23 protein-coding genes are annotated in these 26,124 nt (G+C 74.1%); 15 read left to right on the forward strand and 8 right to left on the reverse strand.

The window, feature by feature from the left end:
• Positions 1 to 172: 172 nt before the first annotated feature.
• On the forward strand, positions 173 to 1,624 hold the full coding sequence (locus ACIQUT_RS05870) for a regulator (protein WP_403559874.1): 1,452 nt from the start codon (positions 173 to 175) through the stop codon (positions 1,622 to 1,624).
• Positions 1,625 to 1,795: 171 nt separating this feature from the next.
• Here ACIQUT_RS05870 and ACIQUT_RS05875 read toward each other — a convergent pair whose 3' ends face one another.
• The 3 genes from ACIQUT_RS05875 to ACIQUT_RS05885 all read right to left on the reverse strand — a co-directional run bounded on the left by ACIQUT_RS05875 (position 1,796) and on the right by ACIQUT_RS05885 (position 4,969).
• The gene (locus ACIQUT_RS05875; protein ID WP_403559876.1) at positions 1,796 to 3,052 is read right to left on the reverse strand and encodes an FAD-dependent oxidoreductase; all 1,257 of its coding nucleotides are present in this window, start codon (positions 3,050 to 3,052) and stop codon (positions 1,796 to 1,798) included.
• Between the two features lie 275 nt (positions 3,053 to 3,327).
• Positions 3,328 to 4,230 (reverse strand): TIGR01777 family oxidoreductase, encoded by a 903-nt coding sequence (locus ACIQUT_RS05880; protein ID WP_403559878.1) that lies wholly within the window; start codon positions 4,228 to 4,230, stop codon positions 3,328 to 3,330.
• Positions 4,231 to 4,303: 73 nt separating this feature from the next.
• Positions 4,304 to 4,969: a VIT family protein gene (locus ACIQUT_RS05885; RefSeq protein WP_403560595.1), complete on the reverse strand. Its 666-nt coding sequence runs from the start codon at positions 4,967 to 4,969 to the stop codon at positions 4,304 to 4,306.
• A gap of 190 nt (positions 4,970 to 5,159) precedes the next feature.
• Here ACIQUT_RS05885 and ACIQUT_RS05890 point away from each other — a divergent pair, with 190 nt between their 5' ends.
• Both ACIQUT_RS05890 and ACIQUT_RS05895 read left to right on the forward strand, forming a co-directional pair.
• Positions 5,160 to 6,437, forward strand: a complete 1,278-nt coding sequence (locus ACIQUT_RS05890; RefSeq protein ID WP_403559880.1) for a PP2C family protein-serine/threonine phosphatase — start codon at positions 5,160 to 5,162, stop codon at positions 6,435 to 6,437.
• A 148-nt stretch (positions 6,438 to 6,585) separates the two neighbouring features.
• The gene (locus tag ACIQUT_RS05895) at positions 6,586 to 7,491 is read left to right on the forward strand and encodes a nuclease (RefSeq protein ID WP_403559882.1); all 906 of its coding nucleotides are present in this window, start codon (positions 6,586 to 6,588) and stop codon (positions 7,489 to 7,491) included.
• A gap of 105 nt (positions 7,492 to 7,596) precedes the next feature.
• On the opposite strand, the gene ACIQUT_RS05900 is transcribed toward ACIQUT_RS05895, so the two are convergent.
• Positions 7,597 to 7,854, reverse strand: coding sequence for a hypothetical protein (locus ACIQUT_RS05900; protein WP_179178351.1), 258 nt, complete (start codon positions 7,852 to 7,854; stop codon positions 7,597 to 7,599).
• Between the two features lie 107 nt (positions 7,855 to 7,961).
• Here ACIQUT_RS05900 and ACIQUT_RS05905 point away from each other — a divergent pair, with 107 nt between their 5' ends.
• The 3 genes from ACIQUT_RS05905 to ACIQUT_RS05915 all read left to right on the forward strand — a co-directional run bounded on the left by ACIQUT_RS05905 (position 7,962) and on the right by ACIQUT_RS05915 (position 10,894).
• Positions 7,962 to 8,333 carry an ArsC/Spx/MgsR family protein gene (locus tag ACIQUT_RS05905; protein ID WP_403559884.1) on the forward strand — a complete coding sequence of 124 codons (372 nt, stop codon included), beginning with the start codon at positions 7,962 to 7,964 and terminating at the stop codon, positions 8,331 to 8,333.
• Between the two features lie 160 nt (positions 8,334 to 8,493).
• Positions 8,494 to 9,933, forward strand: coding sequence for a PLP-dependent aminotransferase family protein (locus tag ACIQUT_RS05910; protein ID WP_403559886.1), 1,440 nt, complete (start codon positions 8,494 to 8,496; stop codon positions 9,931 to 9,933).
• Between the two features lie 802 nt (positions 9,934 to 10,735).
• Positions 10,736 to 10,894 carry a hypothetical protein gene (locus ACIQUT_RS05915; RefSeq protein ID WP_403559888.1) on the forward strand — a complete coding sequence of 53 codons (159 nt, stop codon included), beginning with the start codon at positions 10,736 to 10,738 and terminating at the stop codon, positions 10,892 to 10,894.
• Here ACIQUT_RS05915 and ACIQUT_RS05920 read toward each other — a convergent pair.
• On the reverse strand, positions 10,863 to 11,645 hold the full coding sequence (locus ACIQUT_RS05920) for an MBL fold metallo-hydrolase (RefSeq protein ID WP_403559890.1): 783 nt from the start codon (positions 11,643 to 11,645) through the stop codon (positions 10,863 to 10,865). The two genes, ACIQUT_RS05915 and ACIQUT_RS05920, sit on opposite strands and share 32 nt — an antisense overlap.
• Before the next feature lie 747 nt (positions 11,646 to 12,392).
• Between ACIQUT_RS05920 and ACIQUT_RS05925 the strand changes: the two genes are divergently transcribed.
• The gene (locus tag ACIQUT_RS05925) at positions 12,393 to 13,328 is read left to right on the forward strand and encodes a hypothetical protein (RefSeq protein WP_403559892.1); all 936 of its coding nucleotides are present in this window, start codon (positions 12,393 to 12,395) and stop codon (positions 13,326 to 13,328) included.
• A gap of 116 nt (positions 13,329 to 13,444) precedes the next feature.
• Here the strand turns inward: ACIQUT_RS05925 and ACIQUT_RS05930 are convergent, their stop codons facing one another.
• The gene (locus ACIQUT_RS05930) at positions 13,445 to 14,380 is read right to left on the reverse strand and encodes a Gfo/Idh/MocA family protein (protein ID WP_403560597.1); all 936 of its coding nucleotides are present in this window, start codon (positions 14,378 to 14,380) and stop codon (positions 13,445 to 13,447) included.
• A gap of 230 nt (positions 14,381 to 14,610) precedes the next feature.
• Here ACIQUT_RS05930 and glnII point away from each other — a divergent pair, with 230 nt between their 5' ends.
• Both glnII and ACIQUT_RS05940 read left to right on the forward strand, forming a co-directional pair.
• The gene (gene glnII / locus ACIQUT_RS05935) at positions 14,611 to 15,630 is read left to right on the forward strand and encodes a glutamine synthetase (protein ID WP_403559894.1); all 1,020 of its coding nucleotides are present in this window, start codon (positions 14,611 to 14,613) and stop codon (positions 15,628 to 15,630) included.
• Between the two features lie 570 nt (positions 15,631 to 16,200).
• On the forward strand, positions 16,201 to 16,848 hold the full coding sequence (locus ACIQUT_RS05940) for a winged helix-turn-helix domain-containing protein (protein ID WP_403559896.1): 648 nt from the start codon (positions 16,201 to 16,203) through the stop codon (positions 16,846 to 16,848).
• Positions 16,849 to 16,921: 73 nt separating this feature from the next.
• Here the strand turns inward: ACIQUT_RS05940 and ACIQUT_RS05945 are convergent, their stop codons facing one another.
• Positions 16,922 to 18,508 (reverse strand): PepSY-associated TM helix domain-containing protein, encoded by a 1,587-nt coding sequence (locus ACIQUT_RS05945; protein WP_403559898.1) that lies wholly within the window; start codon positions 18,506 to 18,508, stop codon positions 16,922 to 16,924.
• Between the two features lie 91 nt (positions 18,509 to 18,599).
• Positions 18,600 to 19,451: a hypothetical protein gene (locus ACIQUT_RS05950; RefSeq protein ID WP_403559899.1), complete on the reverse strand. Its 852-nt coding sequence runs from the start codon at positions 19,449 to 19,451 to the stop codon at positions 18,600 to 18,602.
• 74 nt (positions 19,452 to 19,525) lie between these two features.
• Here ACIQUT_RS05950 and ACIQUT_RS05955 point away from each other — a divergent pair, with 74 nt between their 5' ends.
• From ACIQUT_RS05955 to ACIQUT_RS05980, 6 genes are all read left to right on the forward strand, one after another.
• Complete coding sequence (locus ACIQUT_RS05955) at positions 19,526 to 20,116, forward strand: rhomboid-like protein (RefSeq protein ID WP_403559901.1); 591 nt, start codon at positions 19,526 to 19,528, stop codon at positions 20,114 to 20,116.
• 76 nt (positions 20,117 to 20,192) lie between these two features.
• Positions 20,193 to 20,993, forward strand: coding sequence for a tyrosine-protein phosphatase (locus tag ACIQUT_RS05960; RefSeq protein ID WP_403559903.1), 801 nt, complete (start codon positions 20,193 to 20,195; stop codon positions 20,991 to 20,993).
• 131 nt (positions 20,994 to 21,124) lie between these two features.
• Positions 21,125 to 23,146, forward strand: coding sequence for a hypothetical protein (locus ACIQUT_RS05965; protein WP_403559904.1), 2,022 nt, complete (start codon positions 21,125 to 21,127; stop codon positions 23,144 to 23,146).
• A gap of 199 nt (positions 23,147 to 23,345) precedes the next feature.
• Positions 23,346 to 24,224 carry a metal-dependent hydrolase gene (locus ACIQUT_RS05970; protein WP_403559906.1) on the forward strand — a complete coding sequence of 293 codons (879 nt, stop codon included), beginning with the start codon at positions 23,346 to 23,348 and terminating at the stop codon, positions 24,222 to 24,224.
• On the forward strand, positions 24,221 to 25,291 hold the full coding sequence (locus ACIQUT_RS05975; RefSeq protein ID WP_403559907.1) for a PDR/VanB family oxidoreductase: 1,071 nt from the start codon (positions 24,221 to 24,223) through the stop codon (positions 25,289 to 25,291). The genes ACIQUT_RS05970 and ACIQUT_RS05975 overlap by 4 nt, the downstream gene beginning before the upstream one ends.
• Positions 25,292 to 25,368: 77 nt before the next feature.
• Positions 25,369 to 26,118: a TetR/AcrR family transcriptional regulator gene (locus ACIQUT_RS05980; RefSeq protein WP_403559909.1), complete on the forward strand. Its 750-nt coding sequence runs from the start codon at positions 25,369 to 25,371 to the stop codon at positions 26,116 to 26,118.
• Positions 26,119 to 26,124 lie beyond the last annotated feature (6 nt).

Here is a 26,124-nt window from a genome sequence, read left to right on the forward strand (position 1 = left end):
GGGCGCAGCGTACGCGGCGGGCGTCGACGCGGCCGTAAAGAGCCCCATCGATTCTGCACACGATCGGATGAATATGGGGCACAGAGGGCGGCGCAAGGGAAGTTCGCCGCTACATTCACGCCGTTCACAGGGCCGAAACTCCGGTCCGTCACGTCAGGAAACCGTGGAGCCGATGACGGAACGCCCCGCCCAGCACGTCCCCAACCGGCAGCTCGCGGCACTGATCGCGGAAGCCGGGTTCTCCAACGCAGGTCTGGCCCGCCGCGTCGACCAGCTGGGCCTGGAACACGGCCTCGACCTGCGGTACGACAAGACCTCCGTCACCCGGTGGCTGCGCGGCCAGCAGCCCCGTGGAACCACCCCCGCCCTGATCGCCGAGGTGTTCACCCGGCGCCTGGGCCGGCGGCTCTCCGCCCAGGACCTCGGCCTGGACGCCTGCGCGCCCGTCTATGCGGGCCTGGAGTTCGCGGCCACCCCGGAGGAGGCCGTCGACATCGCCAGCGGGCTCTGGCGCAAGGACTCCGGCTCCCACGCCGAACTGCGGAAGATCGCCTTCACCCCGGCCGGGCTGGTCGTCCCCAGCCGGGACTGGCTGATCGGGCGGCCCGACGAACACGTGGGCCGCGGCGCCGACCCGGTCGCCGCCGCCACGGCCGTCCGCGTCCCCGCGCAGGGCCGGAGCACGGTCCCCCGCCAGCGGCAGGTCGACCGCGGGCCCGGCCAGCGCGTCACCGGCGGGGACATCGCCGCCCTGCGCTCGGTCAGCGACCTGTTCAAGACCCTCGACCAGACGTACGGCGGCGGGCACGCCCGCCAGGCCCTGGTGCGCTACCTGGAGCACGAGGCCGAGCCGATGCTGCGCGGCACCTACGGGGAGACCACCGGACGCCGGCTCTTCGCGGCCGCCGCCGACCTGACCCGGCTCGCCGGCTGGACCTCGTACGACATCGCCGCGCACGGGCTCGCCCAGCGCTACTTCGTCCAGGCGCTGCGGCTGGCGCAGGCCGCCGCGGACCGGCCCTACGGGGCGTACGTACTGGTCACCATGAGCCGGCAGGCGGTCTACCTCGGCCACGGCCGGGAGGCGGTCCAGCTGGCCCGCGTCGCCCAGCAGGGCGTCGGCTCCGGGCCCCCGCCGCAGGTCCAGGCACTGCTGCACGCGTCGGAGGCCCGCGGGCACGCCGTCCTCGGCGAGGTCCGGGCCGCGACGGCCTCCCTGGTCCGCGCCGAACGGGCGCTGGGCGCGGCCCGGCCCGGGGACGACGTGCCGCACTGGGCGCGGTTCTTCGACGAGGCCCAGCTGGCCGACGAGTTCGGGCACTGCCACCGGGACCTCCAGCAGTACCGGGCCTCGGCCCAGCACGCGGAGCGCTCGCTGCAGCTGCGGGCTCCGGCACTCGCCCGCTCGCGGCTGTTCTGCCGGGTGGTGCTGGCCACGGCCCGACTGGGGCTGGGAGAGCTGGACCAGGCGTGCGCCCTGGGCGCGGAGGCGGCGCAGCAGGCGATGGAGATGCGGTCGGTCCGGGCGGTGGAGTACGTACGGGACTTCGAGCGCCGGCTGGAGCCCTACCGCGACGCGTCGGCCGTACGCACCTACCGGGACCGGGTCGCGGCACTGTCCTGAACGCGGGTGCGCGGGGCGGCGGTGCTCCGGGCCGCAGTGCGCGGGGCGGTGGCGTACGGGGCGGTGGCGTGCGGGGGGTCAGCGCCCGGGCGGCGGCCGAGGCGGGCCGGGCGGATGGGCACGGGCCCGGCCCCTGGCGCGGGGAACCGGGCCCTTGCCCTGTGGTTCTTCTCAGGCCACCGCCGGAAGCACGGGCTCGGCGGTGGCCGGCAGCCGGATGCCGAAGTCGCGCAGGACGGCGGTGGCGGCGCGGCGGGCCGAGTGCAGGGCGCCCTGCACGGTGTTGGCGTCGCGGTGGTCGCCGCACACGTACAGCCCGGCCAGCACCCGCACCGGCCGCCGCAGGTCGTAGGGCGGCGGCATCGCCGGCACGGCCTCCGGGGCGTGGTGGACGGCCAGCAGCTCCCAGTCCCGGGTGGCGGTCTCGTACAGCCGGGCGAGGCGCGAGGCGACGGTGCGCACGGGCGGCGGCGGGCCGAACACGGTCGTGGTGACCAGGCTCCGGCCGGCCGGGGCCCGCGTCGGGTCGACCGCGCTCATCACGGCGGTGTGCGCGACGGGCCAGCGGGGGTCGCCGTCGAGCAGCAGCGAGCCGTCCCAGGGCAGCGGGGCGGGAGTGGCGTGGTGGATGACGGTGACCTCGTGGAAGTCCGGCACCCGCAGCCCCGGCAGCAGCCCGGCGGCGGCCCGCGCCCCCGTGGCCAGGACGAGGGAGCGGCAGCTGAAGTCGCCGTGCTCCTCGGTGGTGACCCGCTGGGTCGCCACGGACGTGACCCGGACCCCGGTGCGCACGGTGCCGGGCGGCAGGCCGGCGGCGAGCAGCCCGGGCAGGGCCGCGGCCCCGCCCTCGGGCACGGCGAGCCGGCCGCGGGCGAAGGTCCGCAGGGCCAGGTCGGCGACCCGGCTGGAGGTGGTGAGCTCCGGGTCGCGCAGCAGGGCGGCGAGCAGCGGCCGCAGGGTGGTGGCCGGAGCCCGGGAGCCGAGGGCGGCCGCGGCCGTCCGCTCGGGCCGGGCCAGCAGGCGCTCGACCGGCAGCGCTGCGAGCCGGCCGAGGTGGGCGCTGAGCCGGGCCTGGTCGAGGGACCGGCTGGCCAGTGCGCGGGCCGGGGTCATGGCCCCGGCCCGCAGCTGCCGGCCGTCGGTGTGGACGAGCACCCCGGGCGCGAAGGGGCGCAGGACCAGCCCGGCGAGGCCGGGGGTCCGGTCGAGCTCCGTGTACGAGGTGTTGAGGAGCTGGCCGACCCGGTCGAGCCGGAAGCCGTCGGTCTGCCCGGTGGCCATCCGGCCGCCGGGATCCTCGGCCGCCTCCAGGACGGTGACGGTGACCCCTGCCGCGATCAGGTGCTGTGCCGCCGCGAGTCCTGAGACCCCGGCTCCTACGATGACGACGTCCGCATGCTGTGCGGCGTGGTGCGAGCTGCTGAGCACGTGCCCCTCCCCGAGGTCGGCGCGGCTGTGTGGGGATCCTCCTTCCCCCAACGGGCTTCGGGGGAACCACCGTTCGACAGCGGATTGCGGTCGGATCCGGTCGCATTGCGGTCGCATCCGGGTCACGAACGGTCGCACGGGGACCGGTCCGCAGGCCGCGGGCCGGTGACGGGGTGTTCGGCTGCGGGGTGTTGGGGGCTGATCGCGCAGTTCCCCGCGCCCCTGGGGCACGGACCCTGCGGCTGCGGCCTTGCGCGTGCGGGCGCGGGAAGGGGTCAGGGCTCGGAGCGGGTGACGGCGGCGCGGATCGCGTCCTCGATCCCCGGGTGGCGGAAGACGAAACCCGACTCCAACAGCCGTGCGGGCCGGGCCCGCTGACTGCCCAGCACGTCCTGGGAGAGCTCCCCGAGGACGAGCCGCAGGACCGGCGCCGGTACGGCCAGCAGCGTCGGGCGGTGCAGGACGCGGCCCATCGCGGCGGTGACCTCGCGGTTGGTCGGCGGCTCGGGGGCGGTCAGGTTCACCGGGCCCGACAGCTGCGGGCTGTCGACGATGTGCCGCAGGGCCGCGACCTCGTCGTGCAGGGAGATGAACGGCCAGTACTGGCGGCCGTCGCCCAGCCGCCCGCCGATCCCGGCCCGGAAGACCGGGAACATCCGTCCCCAGGCACCGCCCTTGCCGGAGACGACCAGTCCGGTACGGGCGAGGACCGTCCGCACCCCGGCCTCCCGGGCGGGGGCCGCGGCCGCCTCCCACTCCACGCACACCTCCGGCAGGAAGCCGCGGCCGGGCGGGGCCGTCTCGTCGACGGTGCGGTCGCCGGCGTCGCCGTAATATCCGACGGCGGAGCCGCTGACGAACACCGCGGGCGGCTCGTCCAGCGCGGCCACGGCCCGCGCCATGGCGGCGGTGCCGTTCACCCGGCTGTCGCGGATCTCCTTCTTGTACGCCGGGGTCCAGCGGTGGTCGCCGATCCCGGCCCCGGCCAGGTGGACCACGGCCGTGCAGCCGGCGAGCCCGGCCGGGTCGACGTACCCGCGCCCGGGGTCCCACCGCGCCTCGTCGGGCGCTGCCGGCTCCCGCCGTACGAAGCGGACCACGTCGTGGCCGTCGGCCCGCAGGGACCGCACGAGGGCGCTGCCGATGAGACCGGTGGACCCGGTGACCGCGATACGCATGGCCCCATGATGCCGGTGCGGCATCGCGCACGGGCGCGGAACCGCCCGGCGGGGCGGGGTGGGGTGGGGTGGGTCAGGTTGTGCCGATCCAGGTGCCCACCGAGTACGTGACCGCCATCGCGATCGCGCCGCCCCCGACGTTGCGGAGCACCGCGCGCCCGGCCGGGGCCCCGCCCAGCCGGGCACTGGTCACCCCGCACAGCACCAGCGCCGCGACCACGGCCGCCACCGTGACCGGGACCCGCTGCGACGGCCCCGGCAGGAGGATCGCCAGCAGCGGCAGCAGCGCTCCCACCGTGAACGCGGCCAGGCTGGCGAACGCCGCGTGCCACGGGTTGGCCAGTTCGTCCGGGTTGATGCCGAGCTCCACCCGGGCGTGGGCCCGCAGCGCGTCCCGTTCCGTCAGCTGCTCCGCCGCCTCCCGGGCCACGTCCGGGCTCAGGCCGCGGGCGGCCAGCAGCTCCGTCAGCTCGTCGAGCTCCGCCTCCGGCCGCTGCACCAGCTCCTCGCGCTCCTGGTCCAGCGCCGCCCGCTCGGAGTCCCGCTGCGAGCTGACCGAGACGTACTCCCCCGCCGCCATCGACAGGGACCCGGCCAGCAGGCCGGCCACCCCCGCCGCCAGGATCGCCGGGCGCGAGGTGGTCGAACCGGCCACGCCCACCACCAGGCCGGCGGTGGAAATGATCCCGTCGTTCGCGCCGAGCACCCCCGCCCGCAGCCAGTTCAGCCGGGTGCTCATGCCCGTGCCGGCCGCCTGCCCGCCGGGCGGGGGCGTCGGCGTCGGCGTCGTATCCGTCACGGGACCACTGTCGGCGCCGGGGCCGCCCGCGGCCACCCGGCGGTGACCCGGCTGCCGCCCGGCGGCCACCTGGCGGACCGTCCGGGGTGCGCGGCCCGGACGCCCGTACCAGGGTGGAGGGGTGAGAGGGGTGAGACGCCGGCGCCGCCGCCAGGAGCCGGGCTGGCTGCGCGGGGAACCGCCGCCGCGCTGGGCCCGGATCGCACCCGTGGTGGCGCTGGTGGTGCTGGTGCTCGCGCAGCGGCTCACCCCCGGCGATGTCGAGCTGGGCTTCTTCCTGGCGGGCCTGCCCCCGGTGGCCGCGTTCGCGTACGGGGCCGCCGGCACCGCCGTCTTCGCCGGGCTGGTGCTCGCGCTGCTCGGGCTGCCGCTGGTCGGCGTCGCGAACCCGCGCGGCACCGACCTGGCCACGGTGGCCGCGGTCGGGCTGCTCAGCGTGGTGATCGCCTGGGTCCGGCGGCGGCGCGACACCCAGCTGGTCAACGTACGGACCGTCGCGGAGGCGGCCCAGCTCGCCGTCCTGCCGCCGGTACCGGAACGGGTCGGCCCGGTGCGCTGCGCCGGGCTGTACCGGGCGGCGCAGCGCGGCACCCTGGTCGGCGGCGACCTGTACGACGTACGGGCCGGGCCGTACGGGGTGCGGGCCCTGGTCGGGGACGTGCAGGGGCACGGGCTCGCGGCCGTCGGCACGGTCGCGGCGCTGCTCGGCGCGTTCCGCGAGGGGGTCCTGGACGACCCGGAGCTCACGGAGGTCGCCGCCCGGCTGGACCGCAGACTCCAGGCGGACGCGGCGGCGCCGACGGAGTCGGCGGGGCCGGGCGGGGCGGGTGGGTCGGCCGGGGCTACCGGATCGACCGGGGCGACCGGGTCCGCCGGGTCCGCCGGGTCCGCCGGGTCCGCCGGCAGGGCGGCCCTGGGCGGGTCGTCCGGCCCGGCCGCCGGGGCCTCCCCCGGGCTCGGGCATCCGGAGCTGTTCGCGACGGCCCTGCTCCTGGAGTTCCCGCCCGGGCTGGATCTCGTACGGATCGTGTCGTGCGGGCACCCGCCGGCACTGCTGCTGCGCGGGCCGGGGGTGTCGGAGGTGGCCGTGGAGCCGGGCCCGCCGCTCGGGCTCGGGCTCACCGCCCCGGAGGACACCGCGGTCACGGGTGTGCCGCTGCTGCCCGGCGACCGGCTGCTCGCCTACACGGACGGGGTCACGGAGGCCCGCGACACGTCCGGGTTCTTCTACCCTCTGGCCACGCGCGTCCCGGTGGTGGCGACCCCGGCGCCGGAGGACCCGGCCGGACTGGTCGGCGCCCTGTGGCAGGACCTGGTGGCCTTCACCGACGGCGGGCCGGGCGATGACGTGGCACTGCTGGTCCTGTCGCTCGAACGGCGGTCGCGGCAGGACGGAAAGCATCCCTAGATTCGCCGGGGAACGCACTGTGCGTCACCTTTTCGCGCGTTCCTTACGTACGGTGACGGTGTCAGTGGCGGTGCCGGTGCCGGTGCCGGTACCCGTTACGGTCACGCCCCCACCCCGCTCTCGCCCTCGCCCTCGCCCTGGACCGCCCATGGGAGTCGCCGTGTCCATGCTGCTGATCCGAGGAACGTTCAAGGTGTCCGGCGGCTCGCGGCCGGACGGCGACACCCTCCCCTTCATCCCGGACAACGTGGCCGACTGGAAGCTCGTACCGGGCTGCAAGCAGATCCTGCCGGGCGCGGACGGCCGCGCCCCCGTCCGGCTCGAAGCCGTCGACGCCCTGGAGACCCACTACGGAATCGACGACCAGGAGCAGCACCAGCCGCTCAAGTTCGCCCACCGGGCCGCGGACGAACTGCTGACCTGGCTCGGCTTCACCCACATCCAGCGCCACGACGACGAGACCGTCACCACCGTCCCCGAACGGGTCCCCGGCTACATCCTCACCCGGGGCACCGACGTCCACGGCCGCTGCGTGGCCCTGGTCGGCCGACGCGTGCCGCCCGCGTACAGCGGCTACTGGATCGATGTCGACGAGAAGCAGCTGACGAGGACCGCCAACCACCACCTCGTGGCCTCCGGCCTGGCCTACCCCACCTTCTACACCGGCCTGCCCGGCTTCATCCGCGGCGCCCTCTCCACCGCGGCCCAGGCGGCGAGGGCGGCCTCCACCCCCGAGAAGCGGGGGCTGTGGGCCGAGGACGTGACCCTCACCGGGGCGAAGATCACCGGAATGCCCTCGCTCACCGGCCGCAACGGCGCGGTGATCCTCCCGAAGCTGTTCCGCCGGCTGAAGGACTACCTGGACCTCTACCCCGCCGACTCCTCCCCCTCGCTGGCCTGCTTCCCGGCCTTCCTGGCCGGCGCCGGGGACACGTACTCCATCCCGCAGCGCCCGAAGCCGATCACCGGCCTGCAGCACATCGTGGAGATCAGCGACGGCCACACCGTACGGATGACCCACCACCCCGAGGAGATCGTCTTCGCCGAGAAGTGAGCACGCGCCCGGGCCGAGCCGGGCCGAGCCGGGTGGGTCCTGCCGGAGTGGTCCGCTCCGGCAGAACCCGGCAACGCCGTCACGGCGAGGGAGCCGCTGTACGGGTCAGCTCGCGTTGCTCACGATGTACGCGCGCACCAGTCGGCACGTCGTGTTCGACGGCCGGTGGATCCCCGTCCGCACGGCCACCGACCGGATCTTCCGGTTGGTGGCGCGCCGGGCGTCGTACGTCCCCGAGTCGAGCAGGGATATCGCCAGCCGCATCGCCTTCAGCCGACGGTTGTGGCTCTCGTACCACTCCCGGGGGAGCCCCGCGGGCAGCGGCTTCTTCTTGACGGGCCGAAGCATCTTGGCAGTGGCCATCTACAGCCTCCCAAACGGTAGTTGGCTTCCTGTCGTACTCCCTCGATTTTATCGGGGGGCACTGACAGAAGCCCCTGGCCAGACAGCCTCTGACTAGGCTGGACGCCATGGAGATCTGGATCAACCCCGCCTGCTCGAAATGCCGCAGCGCGCTGACGCTGCTCGACGCGGAAGGCGCCGAGTACACGGTGCGCCGCTACCTGGAGGACGTGCCGTCCGAGGCCGAGATCCGCACGGTCCTGGACCGGCTCGGCCTGGAGCCGTGGGACATCACCCGCACCTCGGACCCCCTCGCGAAGGAGACCGGCGTACGCGACCTCCCGCGCGAGGAGACCGACGAGGCCCGGGCCCGCTGGATCGCCCACCTGGCCGCCCACCCGAAGCTCATCCAGCGGCCCATCATCACCGCCGACGACGGCACGGCGATCGTCGCCCGCTCTGAGGAAGCCGTCCGCGAGGCCCTGTCCCGTCACGCCTGACGGGGCCGGGTGGGCTCTGACCGGCTGACCGGCTGACCGGCTGAGCTGCCGGCCCGCCGGGCTGCGTGCCGCCGGGCCGCAAGGCCGCCGACCTGCCTGTCGGTCGGCCCGCCGACCTGCGTCAACGGCCCCGCGCGGGCTGCGGCTTACCCTGCCCCGTATGACGTCCGACGACACCGACACCGCCCCGCGCGGGGGCACCGGGACCGCCCCCGGCCCGGGCGGCGGCGCCGACCTGCACCTGGAGCTCCCCCCGCACGGCGCCCGCCGCACCGTCCTCGCCCAGGCCCTCCGCGAAGCCGTCCGCAGCGGCCGGCTCGCCGGCGGAACCCGGCTGCCGCCCTACCGGGCCCTGGCCGCCGACCTCGGGCTGGCCCGCAACGCCGTCGCCGACGCCTACGCCGAACTCGTCGCCGAGGGCTGGTTCACCGCCCGGCAGGGCTCCGGCACCCGGGTCGCCGAGGGGGCGGCCACCGCCGCTGCGCCGGCCGCCCCGGCCGCGCCCGCCCCCGCGGGTCCCCGCCACGATCTGCTCCAGGGCAAGCCCGACCCCGCCGCCTTCCCGCGGGGCGCCTGGTCCACCAGCGCCCGGCGGGCCCTCGCCGAGGCCCCCACCGAGGCCTTCGGCCCGGGGGACCCGCGGGGCCGCCCTGAGCTGCGGCGGGCGCTGGCCGCCTATCTGTCCCGGGCACGGGGCGTGCGTACCGGCCCGGAGAACATCATCGTCTGCTCCGGCTTCGCAAACGGCCTGCGCCTCCTCGCGCCGCTGCGGCCCCGCGACTGGGCCGTGGAGGAGTACGGACTCCCCTTCCACCACGGCATCCTCGACGCCGCCGGGGTGCACCCACATCCCGTCCCGGTGGACGAGGACGGCGCCCGCACCGACCGCATCCCGGCCCTCGCCCGCACCCTGCTGCTCACCCCGGCCCACCAGTTCCCGACCGGTGCCCGGCTGTTGTCGGCCCGGCGGGCCGAGGCCGTGGAGTGGGCCCGCGGCACGGGCGGACTGATCGTGGAGGACGACTACGACGGCGAGTTCCGCTACGACCGCAAGCCGGTCGGCGCCGTCCAGGGCCTCGACCCGGGGCACGTCGCCTACGCGGGCTCCCTCAGCAAGTCCCTGTCCCCCGCGGTCCGCCTCGGCTGGCTGGTCCTGCCGGACGACCTGGTCGGGCAGGTGCTCACGGCGAAGGGGCAGCGGGAATCCTGGGCCAGTGCCCTGGACCAGCTGGCGCTGGCCGACTTCATCGAATGCGGTGCGTACGACCGCCACATCCGGCGCATGCGCCAGCGCTACCGCACCCGGCGCGACCGGCTCGCCGAAGCCCTGGCCTCCCGGGTGCCGGAGGTACGGGTGACCGGCATCTCGGCGGGGCTCCACGCGGTGGTGGACCTCCCGCCGGGGACGGAGCAGGCCGCCCTGGCGGCGGCCCGCACCGCGGGCCTCTCCCTGGACGGCCTCTCGTCCTACCACCACCCGTCGGCCCCCACCCCGGCCCGCGAAGGCCTCGTCGTCGGCTACGCCGCACCCCCGCAAGCCGCCTTCGGCCGAGCGGTGGAGGCACTGGTGGGGGTGGTACGGGGGGTGGTGAGGGGGTGAGGGAGTGAGGCGGACGCAATGAGCGGGATGGAGCGGGCCGGAGCGCGCCGGGGGGCGGGGGAGGGGCGGGGTAGTGGCCGACCGGCGTCGGAGGAGTATCCGGGGGCGTCCCGGCCGCCCATCGTCCTTCCGGTGCGGGCCGGCCTGTAAAGGGCGCTCCTCCTTCGTCGTCGCGTCGCTGACGCGATGGCCTTCGGCCACCCTTGACAGACCGACCCGCCCCGGAATGCCAAAGAGCTGCCGGGAAGCCCCCGAAGGATGGCCAGGGGGACAAGTCAACGGACGACCCCATCAGAGCAGCAGGGCCCACGGCTGCGCCTCGCGGCGTTCCCATGTCTCCAGGACCGCCAGGTCCGCCCGGCGCCGGGGCGAAGGTAGGAAAAGCCGCTCCCAGAAGGGATATCGGGCCGGTTCGGGACCGATGAGCCCCCAACCTGCAGGAAAGGTTGACCAGAGCCTCATCGGGGCCGGGCAGACGCCCCAGATCGCTACGCGCTCCTCATTTCTCGGCGTCTGACCCCCGTCCGGGGCTGGGAGCGCGGCAGATTGCTACGCGCTTCTCTTTTCTCGGCGGCTGACGACTGCCTGGCGGCGATGGCCGCAACGGCCAGTTGGCCTGGCGGCTCAATTTCGTCACGCTGACGTAAATCGCTCTTCGATGGTGTGCCTTCACTCATAACGTCGATCAAGCTCAATATTCCCTCAAGCGGGGCCACTTGGCCCCTGACCGGCGAGTAGATTTTCAGCAATCAAGGAAGCGTCGCCTGACCAGCGGCGTATCTCGTGTAGGACAGGGGAACGCATGGCCAAGATGGTGTTCACCATCCTCTGGGCAACTGCACTCATCGCAGTGAACCAGGTGCTTCACGGCGATACTTGGGGGCAATATCTGGCTACATTCCTCTTCGGAGGTTTCTACGCTCTCGCCCTCAGCAAGGCCGATTTCCGTCGCGGCGGGTGATGTCGAAGGTCAGGCCCGGGGCGGCGTGGTCGATGGGACCGTTGAAGCGGGTTGCGGCGCGTGCCACTGCCTGTTGCGGTGTGAGGGAACGGCCGACGTGCGTGACGATCAGTCGGCCCACTCGGGCCGCGCCGGCAGTGTCACCGGCATCTTCGGGTGTGTGATGGCCCTCGACCGGCTCCGCACTGTCCGCTTCACACAGCAGTACGTCGCAACTGTCCGCGAGAGCCGTCAGGCTGGCGCACGGCGCCGTGTCGCCGGAGTAGACGAGCGTCCCACCGGCGGCCTCGGCACGCAGGGCGAACGCCGGGATGCCGTGTGCCACCTCCCGGCTGGTGAGCCGAACCGAGCCGACGGTGACGTCGTGACCGTCGTACAACTCGGTGACGTCAAAGGCGGACTCGATCGGGCTGCGAACCAGCGCATTGGTGAGGAATCCCGCCAGCCGGTCGGCAATACCGGGCGGCCCATAGAGGGGGATCGGCGCGTCGAGTCGGATGTCCGCGTACATGGCCCCGTAGAAGGCGGTGAGCAGATCGGCGCTGTGGTCGGCGTGCAGATGCGAGATCCACACGGCATCCAGTTCGTCCAGTCCGCAGTACCGCTGCAGTGGGCCGAGCGTCCCGCTGCCGGCGTCCACCCACACACGCGTGCTCCCACTGGAGAGCAGATACCCCGAGCACGGATTGTCCGCACTGGGATACGGCGTCGCAGACCCAAGAACCGTCAGGCGCAGCAGCTCATCCGTCACCCTGCGAGCCTACGCAATCGGCCCGCTTCACGTCCCAGTTGGAGCGCCCCCACCAACCCGAGACGTCCATCAGTCGCCAACAAATGAGGAGCACGTAGCGATCGGGCGCGCTCCCCAGCCCCAGACGGCAGTCAGACGCCGAGCAGAGAGGAGCGCGTAGCGATCTGGGGCGTCTGCCGCGCCCCGATGAGGCCCTGGTCAACCTTTCCTGCAGGTTGGGGGCTCGTCCCTCCCGAACCGGCCCTCGTTGCCGACTTGGGGCCGTCTTTCGTGCCCGCGCCCCCGGCGCCGGGCCAGCAGGGGTGGTCCTGGGGCATGGTGGCGCTGCGAGGCGGAGCGTGGGCCCTGCATCGCTGATGGGGCCGGTAGTGAACGGGTCCCCCCTGGCCATCCTTCGGGGGCTTCCCGGGAGTCTGTTGGCATTCCGGGGCGGGTCGGTCTGTCAAGGGTGGCCGAAGGCCATCGCTTCAGCGACGCGACGACGAAGGAGGAGCGCCCTTTACAGGGCGGCCCGCACCGGAAGGACAATGGGCGGCCGGGACGCCCCCGGATACTCCTCCGACCCCGAGTACGGGGATCCCCCTCACCGCGATCGGGGTGGCCGTCATCGCAGCCGCCGCCGTGATCAAATACGTCACTTTTCAGACCGTCGGTTTCGATCCTGACCGTAGTGTGCGTGGCTGTCGCCGCCCGGGCTCCGAAGGTGCTGGCCTGGTTCGGGGGGCCCGTTCCACGAACAGGAGACCCATGCGTACCGCACTGCTCAAGCACGGGGCGCGAGCGGCGGCTTTAGCCGCTCTCGTCCTCGCCACGTCCCTCGGCGGTCCGGCCGTCGCCGCCCCGGCGGATCACGCCCCCCTCCAGGAACAGGCCACCCATGCGGGCCTCGACCGACGCGCGCCGAAGCCGATCGACGTGAAGATCACCGAATCCGGCATCGAGGCGCCGGAGTCCGCAGCGGCGGGCCTGGTGTCGTTCCGGGTCACGACCGACGACTCGAACGGGCGCTTCCTGCAGGCCTTCCGGCCGCACCCCGGCGTGACCGTGGACCAGGTGCTGGCCGATCTCGCCAAGGCCGTCAGCCGCAAGCCGATCCCCACCGCCGAGGGCATGCTGGCGGTGCGCGACGAGTCGGAGATGTTCGGCGGGGCACAGGTCACGGCATCGGTATCAGAGACGTTCACCACTCCGATCACCGCGGGCGAGGTCGTCCTCCTGGACTTCACCGCCTTCCTCCAGGACCCGGCACACCCGGTCACCCGGACCCTGCGACTCCAGGGCAGCCAGAGGCCCGGCACGCCGACGGGCTTCCCCGACAGCTTCGTGCTCGCGCGGGACACCCCGGACGGCCCCCGCTTCGACATCCACGGCCTGGACCGGACCGGAGACACGATCCTGGTGCACAACTCCACCCAGGAGCTGCACGAGATGGGGATCCAGCCCGTCGCCCCCGGCACCACGGACGCCCAGATCCAGGCCATCTTCGACCGCACGGCACCCGGCCCGCTGCCCTACACCGGGCGGTCCGTCGGTCTCGGCGTCATCTCCCCCGGCCGCTCCGTACTGCTGGAGATACGGAACCTGCCCCCGGGTACGTACGCAGTCGGCTGCTTCGCCCCGGACGGGAAGGCCGGGCTCCCGGACGCGATCAAGGGCATGCACAAGGTCGTCGTACTGACCTGACGCGGAGCCCCGGCTCCGGTTCTCCGGAGCCGGGGTATAGGCGAAGGCAGAAGCAGAGCCAGACCAGAGCCAGAAGCAGAGGCAAAAGCAGAAGCAGCACCCCACCGCCCACCCCCTCAAGCCCCCAGCTGCCCCTCCGCCTCCGCCAGGATTTCCGTCAGCCGGGACGCGAACCGGGCGTCGCGCGGGTCCGGGGCGCCGGTCCGGGCGGCGGTGAGCAGGGCGTCGAGCGCGCGCCCGTACGCGCCGGGCACATCGGTCCAGTTGGGCAGCGAGAAGACCCCCTCGGCCCCGCGCACCTCCAGCCCGACCCCGGCCGCGGCGACGGGCGCGCCCAGGCTGAGTACGGCGGTGCTCGCCGCGCCCGAGGTGTGGCGCAGGGCCAGCTGGACCACGTCGGAGGGCCCGCGGGCGGCGGTGACGGAGGTGACGTCGCCCAGGACGGGGATCAGGACGGACAGCGCGTGGGGGCCGACGTCCCACAGTCCGCCCTTGGCTTTGCGCCAGGGCGAGTCGGCGTACGCGCTGGGTGTGCCGTCGGGCGGGAAGACGGCGCCGAGCCAGTGGGCGGCGGCGGTGAACCAGCCGGAGCGGCGGGCCTGCTCCTCGACCCAGGCAGCGGCGGGCTCGGCGAAGCGGAGGGTGAGGAAGACGACGGAGGCGACGTCGTGCCGGTCGGCGGCGTCGGCGACGGCGCGGGCGTCGGCGACGGTCGTGGCGACGGGCTTGTCGAGCAGCAGGGCGCAGCCTGCGGCGGCGGCGCGTACGGCGAGGGGGGCCTGGACGTCGGGCGGGAGGGCGAAGGCGGCGACGTCGCAGTCGGCGAAGAGGGCGTCGGGGTCGTCGTAGACCTTCACGCCGTACGTGTCGGCCAGCTCGGCGGCGGCTTCGGGCCGGCGGCCCCATACGCCCGCGAACTCGGAGCCGGCGTGGGCGGCGAGGGCGGGGGCGTGGGTGCGGCGGGCCCAGGGGCCGGTGCCCAGGAGCCCCACGCGGGGCCGGGCGGAAACGGCCGGCGGGGAGGATTCCGCAGGGCCGCCTGCGGGGGTCAAATCGTACGAACTGCTCACCCGCCCAGTCTGCCGCACCCGGGCGGGCGCTCTGACCGCAACCCGCACAAGCCACCCGACCTGCGGTGCAAACCCCGGTAACACGGGGTTCACACATGGGCAACGGCAGAGAAATCGCCGCCAGGCACGCTGCGGTCTACACCGCAGAACCCGCAGAACCCGCAGCACCCGCAGAGTCTGCGCCGGAGCGACGCACCGTAAGGATGGGGCCCGTGAGCTACAAGGCTGAGTACATCTGGATCGACGGCACCGAGCCGACGGCCAAGCTGCGCTCCAAGACGAAGATCCTCGCCGACGGCGCCGAGCTGCCGATCTGGGGCTTCGACGGATCGAGCACCAACCAGGCCGAGGGCCACGCGTCCGACCGGGTCCTGCAGCCGGTGTTCTCCTGCCCGGACCCGATCCGCGGCGGGAACAACGTCCTCGTGCTCTGCGAGGTCCTGAACATCGACATGACCCCGCACGAGTCCAACACCCGCGCGCTGCTCCGCCCGGTCGCCGAGAAGTTCGCCGCCCAGGAGGCGATCTTCGGCATCGAGCAGGAGTACACCTTCTTCGACGGCCAGCGTCCGCTGGGCTTCCCGGTCGGCGGGTTCCCGGCCGCGCAGGGCGGCTACTACTGCGGTGTCGGCTCGGACGAGATCTTCGGCCGCGACATCGTGGAGAAGCACCTCGACCACTGCCTGGCGGCGGGCCTGGACATCTCCGGCATCAACGCCGAGGTCATGCCCGGCCAGTGGGAGTTCCAGGTGGGCCCGCTCGGCCCGCTGGAGGTTGCGGACCAGCTGTGGATCGCGCGCTGGCTGCTGTACCGCACCGCCGAGGACTTCAACGTCTCCGCGACGCTGAACCCGAAGCCGGTGAAGGGCGACTGGAACGGTGCCGGTGCGCACACCAACTTCTCCACGAAGGCGATGCGCGAGGACTACCGCGCGATCATCGCGGCGTGCGAGGCGCTGGGCGAGGGCAGCAAGCCGCTGGACCACGTCAAGCACTACGGCGCGGGCATCGACGAGCGCCTGACGGGCCTGCACGAGACCGCCCCGTGGAACGAGTTCAGCTACGGCGTCTCCGACCGCGGCGCGTCGGTCCGCATCCCGTGGCAGGTGGAGAAGGACGGCAAGGGCTACATCGAGGACCGCCGCCCGAACGCCAACGTGGACCCGTACGTCGTGACCCGCCTGATCACGGACACCTGCTGCACCGGCCTGGAGAAGGCCGGCCTGGTCTGACGCGGTTCCGCTCCGCGGGGACTCCCGGAACCTCCGGAACCCCGAAGCCCCGTGTGGGGCGGGGCGCGCGCCCGCCCTGCCCCACACGGCATCACCACCGCCATCACCACCGTCATCGCCACCCGTATGCCCGCCAGGCCGCCCACCGGCCCGGCGGGCATACGCGTGCTCGGGGCCGGACCGGCCACGACAGGACGGCGGCCATGTGACGGAACGCCGAGGTCAACACGGCAGCGGCGAGGCCTCAATTGCCGAATTTGAGATTCCGCTCCACCTGCTGAGACGCAGTCTGCCCCGGGCCGAGGGCATCTGCTTCAATGGGCGCATGGCCAGCCATCCGCACACCTCGACCGGTCGCAGCGACCTCGAACCGTTCTGGCCGTCCCGTCAGGATCACGATTTCGACCGGGTGTGTTGCCGCGCGACGAACGCGCCGGCCCTCTAAAGCCCGGGATCGATCACCACACCTCTCCCGAGGCCTTCGGTCTGCGCGGTGCACCGAGGACGTACGTACGACGCAACGCACGCACGTCTCCTGCCGGCCACTTCGCGTGAAAGAGCTGACCACTCATGTCCCAGCCCCGTTCCCTGACGTCCACCGCGTCCGCCGCCGTCTCCGCCGCCTCCGCTGCGACCGCCGCCCTTCGCTTCCCCTCCCCCTCCCCGGCCCCGACCCCTGCCCCGACCCCGGCCCGCTTGCGGGCCGTGGCGCCGGACGAGGTCGCCCGTGTGACCGACCTGCTGCCGCCCGGCGCCACCTGGCTGCCCGCGCCGCAGCATGCGGTGCCCGTGCTGCCGGGCCGGCCGCCGATGGTCGGCTACCTGGTCCTCGTACCGGCCGACCAGCAGCCGCCGCTCTCCTTCGCCCCGCAGGCCGTCCCCGCCCCGGCTCCCCCCGCCTCCGCCTCCGTCTCCCCGGACGCCGCCGGGGACGGCGTGGTCCGCATCGACACGGGGCAGCGCACCGCCGTGGTCGACGGCCGGGTGCTGGATCTCACCTACCTGGAGTTCGAGCTGCTGGCGCACCTGGTCGCGCACCCGCACCGGGTGCACACCCGGGACCAGCTGGTGACCACGGTCTGGGGCTACGGCCACGTCGGCGACGGCCGGACCGTGGACGTGCACGTCGCCCGCCTGCGCCGCAAGCTGGGTGCGTCCCGCCGGGGCGCGATCCAGACGGTCCGCCGGGTGGGCTACAAGTACTCCCCCGCCCCCTGAGCACGACGGTGGGCCCGTACTCCCCCCTGTGGAATACGGGCCCACCGAGCTCTCCGGAACCTTTACCGGCCGGTTATCCGGCCGTCTTGGCGCGGCGCACCGCGACCGCCCCCAGCACCAGGTCGACGGCGAGGAACGCGACGAGGCTCATGCCGAGCAGCGGTACGAACCACCCGACCACCGCGGTCACCGCCGCGAGCGGCAGCAGCATGCCCACCGGCACCTTCCGCCAGGTCCCGCGCGGCTGGGCGCGGCCGACGGACAGCGTGCGGTCCTTGGTGGGCCGGCGCAGCCACCACATCCGGTAGCCCCAGAAGATCAGGAACATCAGCGCGACGGCGAGGGCGGCCAGGGCGATCTGGTTGGCGAGCCCGAAGGTCTGGCCCATGTGCAGGTCGATGCCGAACCGGGTCAGCTTGGCGAGGACGGGGTAGTCGGAGAAGTACAGGACGTCGATGACCCTGCCGTCGGCGGGGTTGACGGCGACGGTGTCGAAGTTGACCGGGAACTCCTTGTCCTTCTCCTTGACGATGTACCCCTTGCCCTTGGCCGGCAGGGTGACCTGGATGTCCTCGGTGGCGCCCGCGGCGCGGGCGGCGGCCACGGCCTTGTCGATGCCGATGTCGGCGGTGGGCGGTGCCGGGGGCATCTCCATGTCCTCGGTCATGACGTGGCCGGCGTGCTCGCCGCCGCCGTCCGAACCGGAGCCTGCTCCCCCGCTCGGGGTGAGTGCGGCGGACACCGTCGGGGTGGCGCCGCCGAGGCCGTCCTGGAGCTGCCCGATGTTCTCGCCGGCGTATTTCGACCAGGTCAGGCCGGTGGCGGAGAGGGCGACGAGCCCGGTGACGGCCCAGAGGCCGACGGCGCCGTGCCAGGAGAGGGTCTTGCGGCGCCCGGTGGAGGCGCGATCGGGCAGGACGAGCTGGGCCTTGCGGGAGCGGCGGCGACCGATCCACAGGGCGAGGCCGCCGAGGGCGACCACCCACAGCCAGCTCGCGGCGAGTTCGCTGTAGTTCCGGCCGAACTCGCCCAGCTGGAGGCTGGCGTGGAACTCGCTGAGCCAGGCGCGGACCGGCAGCGCGTCACCGGAGGTGGTCAGCACTCCGTTGACATGGGCCGTATACGGGTCGACGAAGGCGGTGCGGGTCTGGCCCTCGGCGAGACCCGGGGCCTCCATGATCACGCGGGTGGTCGCCTCGGCGTCGGGCGCGGGCCAGACGGCGACGACCTTGCCGCCGGGCTCGGCGGCCTTGGCGGCGGAGATCTGGGTGCTGAGCGGTACGGCGCTTTCGCCGACCTGCTCGACGGTCAGTTCATGGGAGTAAATGATCTTCTCGGCCTGCCAGGACCCGGCGTAGAGGAGCCCGGTGGCGGCGGCGAGGAACAGCAGCGGGGCGATCAGGACGCCCGCGTAGAAGTGCATGCGCAGCAGCAGCGGCCGCAGCGCGGCCCAGGTGCCGGGCTTCGCGGAGGCGCCCGGGGCGGGTGCGGTCGCGGAGCCAGCTCCGGAGACTTCGTTGGCTTCGTTGGCTTCGGCCGACTTGGCGGCATCGGCCGATTCGGTGGTGGCGGTGGCGTCGACGCCGCCAGTGGCTGCGTCGGCGTCGGCGGTAGTGGCGGCGTCCCGGGTTCGGGTGCCTTGGGCCTCGTCAAGCGACATGGTCGTCCTAGGTGTTGGCGAAGACATGGGTGGACCGGCCCCAGGTCTCGCCGCTCGCCCCACCGGGACGGCAGGACGGAAGGTGCGCTGGTCAGGCGCAGGCAGGACGGCCGGGGGCCGTGGCGTGGAGGCTTCGCACACGGGGCGGGCCGCGGCGTACGAGGGCGTGGGCGTGTACGGCACCGCGCAGCCTGCGCGGGGGTGCGTACGAGGGCCGCTGGACGGGAGGGCGCGGTACCAGGACGGCGCGTGCCCGCACCAGCGCGAGCGCGCGGGCGAGCGGTCGGGCGGCGAGCAGGGCGGTGGCGCCGAGGGCGGCGGCGAGCCGGAAGACGGCGGCTTCGCCCCAGGCGAGCCAGGCGGCGCACAGGAGTCCGGCGAGGACGTGGGCGGCGATCATGCCGAGGCCGCCGTTCCCGGCCATCGCGGCGAGGTCGGCCGGCCCGGAGGCGCCGCCTGCCGCTCCGGCGGCCGTGTCGGCCATACCGTTCATGCCCGGCATGCGGCCTGTGCCGGTCGCAGCCGTCACCGCGTGCACGGCAGTCGAAGCGGTCGTGCCGAACGCATCGGCCACGCCGACCACATCCGCCACATCAGCCGCGTCGGCCAGATGGGCTGCGGCCCGCTGCGCGGCCTGATGCGCGGCGTGGTGGGCAGCGTGCCCGGTGACGCCCCCGGCCCCGGTCCCCGCTTGGCCCGCGGAGAAGACCAGGTGGAGGACCCCTTGCACGGCGAGCACCGCCGCGCTGATCCCCACCGGTCCCCGGCGTCGCCGCGTGGCGAGCCAGGCGAGGCCGCCGGTCACGGTGAAGGCAGCCAGAAGGCCCAGCGGCGGGATGTCCGTTCCGGACATGTGGGCGTGCCCCGCGGCGCCCAAGGCGGTACACACCGCCGCGAACATCGCGGCTCGTGCGGCGCGTATCGGCGCGGGGCTTTCTGACATGGCCGGATCATGCTGCCACAGCCCCCGGCGCGGCGCACCGGAGGGGCGTGTCCGATCATGGTCGGGTGAATCCGATGCCAAGGACGCCGATAGCCGGCGCGGTGTACGCGGGCGGGGTCCAGCTCGGGGCGTACGCCCTGGAACGGCTGGCTCCGGCCGAGCGCGAGCAGATGCTGCGGGACTGCTCGACCAACGTCGACAACCTCTCCGCCGGGCGCTGGAGAACGCTGCTGAGCAGCGCCGTTGTCGTCGAGGAGCCCATGCCGCTGCCGTACGCGCTGCTGCTGGTCGCCGTCCTCGGGTACGCGGAGTACGCGTACGGGGTGTGGTGGACGGCCGCGGTGTTCCTGTTCGGGCACGTCACGGCGACCCTCCTGGTCTACGGGGTGCTGCGCGGGCGGGCCGGTCCGCAGACCCGGCGGGCCCTGGACGTGGGCACCAGCTACGGCTTCAACGCCGTACTCGGGGCGCTGACCTCGGCACTTCCGCGCGGCCGGGTCCGTACGGCCGCCCGGGCCGGGCTGCTGGCGGTGGCCGCGCAGCCGCTGCTGCGGCGCGGGCGGACCTTCACGGACGCGGGGCACCTGGCGGCCTTGGGGGTTGGTGTCGGGGTCTCGCTCGCCGTCGATTACCTATCCGGGATGAAACGACTGAAAATCGGATAACTCCGAAACCCGGACCGCCTCGCTTTACGCCACCCGCATCCACCCCTCCCGTCCACCGACCGATGGAGCCGCCACGATGACCGCCACCGCCACCCCCTCCACCACCGTCGCCAACCTCCGCGACCTCGGCGGAACGCCCCTCGCCGACGGCCGCACCGTCCGCCACGGCCTGGTCCTGCGCTCGGGCCAGCTCGACCGGCTCGACATCGACGCCGACCCGGCCGTGGCCTCGCTGGGCCTGCGCACGGTCATCGACTTCCGCACCGTCGCCGAGCGCGCCGACCACCCGGACCGCATACCCGCGGGCGTGCGCCACCTGGTCGGCGACGTCCTCGCGGACAAGCTCAACTCCGGGCAGGCGCCCGCGGCCGCGCAGCTCAAGGACCTGCTCTCGGACCCCGCGGTGGCCGAGGAGCACCTGGGCGGCGGCAAGATCCAGGCCCTGTTCGCGGACACGTACCGGGCGTTCGTGAGCACCGCATCCGCGCAGGCCGCGTACCGGATGCTGCTCTCCGAGGTCGCCGACCCCGAGGCGGGCCCGGTCCTGTTCCACTGCACGGCCGGCAAGGACCGCACCGGCTGGGGCGCGACGATCATCCTGTCGCTGCTCGGCGCGGACGACGACACCCTGATGGCCGAATACCTGGCGGTGAATCCGGCGGTGAAGCAGGCCTTCGCCCGGATGATCGAGGGCTTCACGATGGCCGGCGGCAACCCGGACATCGCGCTGGCGCTGATCGGGGTGTTCCCCGAGTACCTGGAGGCCGCGCTGGACGAGGTCCGCACGCGGTACGGCTCGATGGAGAAGTACGTACGCGAGGGGCTCGGCGTGTCCGACGAGGCGGTCGAGGCCCTGCGCACCCGCCTGACGGCCTGACCTCCGGCCCCGCCCCGCAGCCCCCGCCCCCGCCCCCGGCCCCCTGCACCCCTGAGCCTCACCCCCGTACTCGACCCGAACGTGTGACCTGGGGGCGGTGACCATCCGGCCATTCGCTCGTTCAGCTGAACGTGACTGCGCCGGACACCGCCACCCGCCCCCCGTCTCCCGCGACGCCCGACGTCGAGCAGGCCGAGGCCGCGATCGTCGAGCACTACCCGCGGCTGGTGCGGCTCGCCTACCTGGTGCTGCCGCCCTCCCTGGGCCGCCACCGGCGGGTGCTCACCGCCCACTCGCTGGCCCAGCGCGCGCTGCCGGGCGGACGGCGGTCCGGCGGGAGGACCGGGAGCACCGGGAAGGCCGGGAGGACCGGCAAGGCAGGGAGCACCGGGAAGGCCGGGAGGAGCGCGTCCCGGGCGCGCCACGGCGGGCTTCCCGGCCCGCGCAGGGACCGTCCCGGCAGCGGGGGCCGGGGCGTCGACGCGGGGTACGCGTACGTTCGGCTGCAGGTGCTGCGCTCCGCGCTGGAGGCGGGGGTTCCGCTGACCTTCCGGGCGCTGCCCCGGCGGTCGCAGCTGCCGGCGCCGCTGCCCCGGGTGTGGGGGCTGCGGCTGTTCCCGCGGTCCGGCGGGGCCGAGGAGCTGGCCCTGGACCAGTGGCTCGCCACGCTCGACGGGCCGGGCCGGGCCGCCTGCGTGCTGCGGGCGCTGGAGCGGCTGCCGGAGCCGGAGGTGCTGCGGGTGCTGGCCGCGGCCGGGGTGGCCGACCCGGAGGCCGCGGTCGCGGGGTCCGGGGATCCGGACCACGACCGGCTGTTCGCCTCCCCCGAGTTCGATCCGTGCGTGCTGCAGGCGCGGCCCACCGATCTGCTGCGCCGCCGCCGGTTCGGGCGGGCCGCGCTGGCCGCGGGGGCCGCCCTCGCCGTCTGCGGGGTGCTGCTCGCGCTTCCGGGCGGCGGCTGGGGTGCGGACGGGGCCGCGGCTCCGCCGTACGCGCGCAACGCGGCCGTGGAGCAGGCCATGGACCCGGCAAAGCTGATCCGGGTCACACCCACGCTGTGGCAGACGTCGTCCCGTACGGGCTTCTCGACCTGGCCGGCCCGCGGCGACCGCGTCGGCGACACGGGGCTGCTGCGCCGGGCGCTGGCCGTGTGGGCGCGGCCGGGCAAGTCGGTCGTCGCCTCGGCCACGCCGGGCACGCCGCCGGGGCCGCCGATGGGCCCGCCGCAGCTGCTGTTCGCCGGCACGGTCGACCAGGCCGTGGTGGTCCTGCTGTACGACGGGCTGCGTGTGGTCCGGTACGCCGAGCCGCGCACCGGGACCGCGGTCGCCGCCCTCGACTTCGCCCGTACGGACGGCGCGTCGGCGGAGACCGCCACCGCGCTCGTGCTGAGCCGGGTCGACGGGAACGTCCGCTACCTGGTCGCGCCCTGGGCCTCGGGCGTGGGCCTGCGGGACCTGCTGAAGCCGGGCGAGGCCGCGGTGCCGCTGAAGCTGGGCCCGGACGGGGTCACCCCGCCGGTGCCGAGCCCCGCCCCGGCCGGCAACTGCACCGGCTGGAACGCGCTGGCGCTGACCGGCGACGGCTCCACCCGTCTGGTGACGGACCTGGGCGAGCTGACCCCGGCCCGGCTGACCTCGGGCGCTCCGGGCGCGGAGCGGGATGCCGCGGAGGGCGGGGAGCTCGGCGACTGGTCGCGGATCGCCTGCCTGCTGCCGTCGGTCCGCTCGGCGGGGGTCCGTACGGTCAACGCCTGGACGTACGCCAAGCAGCAGCTGCCCGAGGGTGAGGGCACGGCGACCTGGCTGTGCACGCGGGCGGAGACCTGGGCGGGGGTGCAGGACCGGGTCCAGGCCCAGTTCCTCGTCCCGGGTGCCCCGCTGGCGGCGCAGGCGGCCAAGGCGGAGGGCTCGCCGGCCTGCGGCCCGCGGGAGCCGCGGGTGCTGGCGGGCGTGCTGTGGAAGTCGAAGGCGGGCCAGTGGTACGCCCTGGCGGCGGGCAGCGCGCAGTTCGCGTCGCTGTCGGCTTCGGGCGGTGGGGTGAACGGTTCGGCGACGGGCAACCGGCTGGCGCTGAAGGCGCCGGCGGGGGCCCAGGTCGAGCTGTCGGGCAAGCTCACGGACGGCACGAAGGCCGGAGCCCTGGGCCGGTAGCGGCCTGCGGATGCGCATACGGACGCGGATGCGGATACGGATACGGACGCGGATGCGGATACGGATACGGACGCGGATGCGGATACGGATACGGACGCGGATGCGGATACGGCTGCGGACGCGGCTGCGCATACGGATACGCTGCGGGCGCGGCTGCGGAGGGATTCCCAACCTCCGGACTCGTCAGTACATTGACGCCATGTCTAATAGGCCGCTGTCGGAACACACCGAGCTCAAGGCACGCAACGTGTCCTTCGGCTGGGACGGCACCCCGCTGCACTGGCTGCCGGGCGACCCCTTCGCCACGCACACCATCAACGTGCTGCACCTGCTCCTGCCCGCCGGCGAGCGCTGGTTCGTGCACGTCTACAAGCAGGTGCTCCCCCACATCAGGGACGAGCGGCTCCGCGCGGACGTCATCGGCTTCATCGGCCAGGAGGCCATGCACGCCGCCGCGCACGACGACGTGCTCCCCCACCTCAAGCGGCTCGGTCTGGACCCGACCCCGTACACCGCCCAGGTGGACTGGCTCTTCGAGAAGCTGCTCGGCGACCGGACCCTGCCGCCCGGCCGGGCGCGGCACTGGTGGCTGATGGAGCGGGTCGCCATGATCGCGGCGATCGAGCACTACACGGCGTTCCTGGGCGACTGGGTGCTGAACGCGGACGAGTTGGACCGGCGCGGCGCCGATCCGATGATGCTCGACCTGCTGCGCTGGCACGGCGCGGAGGAGGTCGAGCACCGCTCGGTGGCCTTCGACCTGTTCATGCACGTGGACGGCGGCTACCGCCGCCGGGTCCGGACCTGGGCCACGGCCTTCGCCGCCCTGGTCTTCCTCTGGCAGCGCGGCGCCCGCTTCTTCATGGAGAACGACCCGGAACTGCGCGACGGCAAGGCCTCGTTCGGCCAGTTCTTCCGGGCCGGGCAGCAGGGCACGCTGCCGTCCACGGGTGCGATGCTCAAGTCGATCCCGACCTACCTCTCCCGCGCCTACCACCCGTCCCAGGAGGGCTCCACCGCCCAGGCCGCCGCCTATCTGGCGTCCTCCCCCGGCGCGAACGGCGGTGTCCGGCCATGAGCAGCCGTGCCGCCGTGAGCAGCCGCGCCCTGACCGTCGCCGCGTTCGCGGGCGCCGCGTGGCTGACGAAGCGCGCCCTGCGCCGGCGCATATCCCGCTCGCCGCTCTGGCCGCTGCCCGCCCTGGAGACCCCGGTCTCCGGGTACTCGCCGCGCCGCCGCCTGCGCGCCCTGATCGTGTCGCGCACCGAACCGGCGCACGGGGTGGTCCGGCTGACCGTGGAGTCCCCGGAGCTGCCGGCCTGGGCGCCGGGCGCGCACGTCGACGTCACGCTCCCCTCCGGCCTGGTCCGCCAGTACAGCCTGTGCGGCGATCCCGCCGACACCGGCCGCTACACGATCGCGATCCGGCTGGTCGAGGACGGCCGCGGCGGCTCCCGCGAGGCCCACGCCCGGCTCGTCGAGGGCGCCGAGCTGGAGCTGCGCCCGCCGCGCAACCGCTTCGCGCTGGAGCCCGCCCCCTCGTACGTCTTCGTCGCGGGCGGCATCGGCATCACCCCGATCCTGCCGATGCTGCGGGCCGCCACCGCCGCCGGGGCGGACTGGACCCTGCTGTACGGGGGCCGTTCCCGCGCCTCGATGCCGTTCCTGCCCGAACTCGCCGCGTACGGGGGCCGGGTCACCGTGGTCCCGGAGGACGAGGCGGGTCTGCCGGACCTGGCCGGGCTGCTCTCCGCGACCGCCCCCGGCGCCCTGGTCTACTGCTGCGGCCCGGAACCCCTGATGGCCGCCGTCCTCGCCGCCGCCCCGGACCCGGAGGCGGTCCGCCTGGAACGGTTCGCTCCCTCGGCGTCCCCCGCCGCGGCGCACCCGTTCACCCTCGACCTCGCCCGCTCGGGCCGCGCGGTCGAGGTCGGGGCCGGCGAATCAGCCCTGGCCGCCGTCCGCCGGGTGCTGCCGGACACCCCGTACTCCTGCGGGCAGGGCTTCTGCGGGACCTGCCGGCAGCGGGTCCTGGCGGGTGTGGTGGACCACCGTGACGAGCTCCTCACGGACGGGGAGCGGGAGGAGTCGATGCTCCTGTGCGTGTCCCGCGCGAAGGGCGACCGCCTGCTCCTCGACCTGTAAGGACCGCCCCCGACCTGCGGGTATTCACGGGACGTCCGGGGACGGCCGGGCGCCCGATGGCGAAGTAGGGTGTCCGCATGACAACCGGGGTGCGGCGCAGGATGGGTGTCGAGGAGCGGCGGCAGCAGCTGATCGGGGTCGCCCTGGAGCTGTTCAGCAACAGGTCGCCCGACGACGTGTCGATCGACGAGATCGCGGCGGCCGCGGGCATATCGCGGCCGCTCGTCTACCACTATTTTCCGGGCAAGTTGAGCCTGTACGAGGCGGCGCTGCGGCGTGCTGCGGACGATCTGGCGCAGCGGTTCGTGGAGCCGCACGAGGGTCCGCTCGGGGCGAGGCTGCTGCGCGTCATGGGCCGGTTCTTCGCGTTCGTCGAGGACCACGGGCCGGGTTTCTCCGCGTTGATGCGCGGTGGTCCGGCGGTCGGCTCGACCCGTACCAACGCGATGATCGACGAGGTGCGGCAGGCCGCGTACGACCAGATCATCCGGCACCTGGGCATCGAGCGGCCGCCGGCCCGCCTGGCGCTGGTGGTGCGGTCGTGGGTGTCGCTCGCCGAGTCCACGGCGCTGATCTGGCTGGAGAGCCGGGAGATCCCGCGGGCCGAGCTGGAGTTGCAGCTGGTGCACGATTTCGCGGCGCTGGCCGCGGTGAGTGCCGCGTACGACACCGAGATGGCCGGGATCATGGTGCGGGTCCTGGAGGGCGAGCCGGCCGACGGGCCGTTCGGCGAGCTGGTGGGCCGTCTCGCCCTGCTGGTCCCCAACACACCGGTCCCCAGCACACCGGTCCCCAACACACCGGAACCGGCGCCGGACCCGCACTGATGATCA

Source organism: Streptomyces sp. NPDC090445, from assembly GCF_044769385.1.
Taxonomy (GTDB): domain Bacteria; phylum Actinomycetota; class Actinomycetes; order Streptomycetales; family Streptomycetaceae; genus Streptomyces.

Coding starts and splice junctions, on each gene's coding strand:
- ACIQUT_RS05870 (WP_403559874.1), top strand. CDS start 173: ATGACGGAACGCCCCGCCCAGCACGTCCCCAACCGGCAGCTCGCGGCA.
- ACIQUT_RS05880 (WP_403559878.1), bottom strand. CDS start 4,230: ATGCGTATCGCGGTCACCGGGTCCACCGGTCTCATCGGCAGCGCCCTC.
- ACIQUT_RS05885 (WP_403560595.1), bottom strand. CDS start 4,969: ATGAGCACCCGGCTGAACTGGCTGCGGGCGGGGGTGCTCGGCGCGAAC.
- ACIQUT_RS05895 (WP_403559882.1), top strand. CDS start 6,586: ATGGGAGTCGCCGTGTCCATGCTGCTGATCCGAGGAACGTTCAAGGTG.
- ACIQUT_RS05900 (WP_179178351.1), bottom strand. CDS start 7,854: ATGGCCACTGCCAAGATGCTTCGGCCCGTCAAGAAGAAGCCGCTGCCC.
- ACIQUT_RS05905 (WP_403559884.1), top strand. CDS start 7,962: ATGGAGATCTGGATCAACCCCGCCTGCTCGAAATGCCGCAGCGCGCTG.
- ACIQUT_RS05910 (WP_403559886.1), top strand. CDS start 8,494: ATGACGTCCGACGACACCGACACCGCCCCGCGCGGGGGCACCGGGACC.
- ACIQUT_RS05915 (WP_403559888.1), top strand. CDS start 10,736: ATGGCCAAGATGGTGTTCACCATCCTCTGGGCAACTGCACTCATCGCA.
- ACIQUT_RS05925 (WP_403559892.1), top strand. CDS start 12,393: ATGCGTACCGCACTGCTCAAGCACGGGGCGCGAGCGGCGGCTTTAGCC.
- ACIQUT_RS05940 (WP_403559896.1), top strand. CDS start 16,201: ATGTCCCAGCCCCGTTCCCTGACGTCCACCGCGTCCGCCGCCGTCTCC.
- ACIQUT_RS05945 (WP_403559898.1), bottom strand. CDS start 18,508: ATGTCGCTTGACGAGGCCCAAGGCACCCGAACCCGGGACGCCGCCACT.
- ACIQUT_RS05950 (WP_403559899.1), bottom strand. CDS start 19,451: ATGTCAGAAAGCCCCGCGCCGATACGCGCCGCACGAGCCGCGATGTTC.
- ACIQUT_RS05955 (WP_403559901.1), top strand. CDS start 19,526: ATGCCAAGGACGCCGATAGCCGGCGCGGTGTACGCGGGCGGGGTCCAG.
- ACIQUT_RS05960 (WP_403559903.1), top strand. CDS start 20,193: ATGACCGCCACCGCCACCCCCTCCACCACCGTCGCCAACCTCCGCGAC.
- ACIQUT_RS05970 (WP_403559906.1), top strand. CDS start 23,346: ATGTCTAATAGGCCGCTGTCGGAACACACCGAGCTCAAGGCACGCAAC.
- ACIQUT_RS05975 (WP_403559907.1), top strand. CDS start 24,221: ATGAGCAGCCGTGCCGCCGTGAGCAGCCGCGCCCTGACCGTCGCCGCG.
- ACIQUT_RS05980 (WP_403559909.1), top strand. CDS start 25,369: ATGACAACCGGGGTGCGGCGCAGGATGGGTGTCGAGGAGCGGCGGCAG.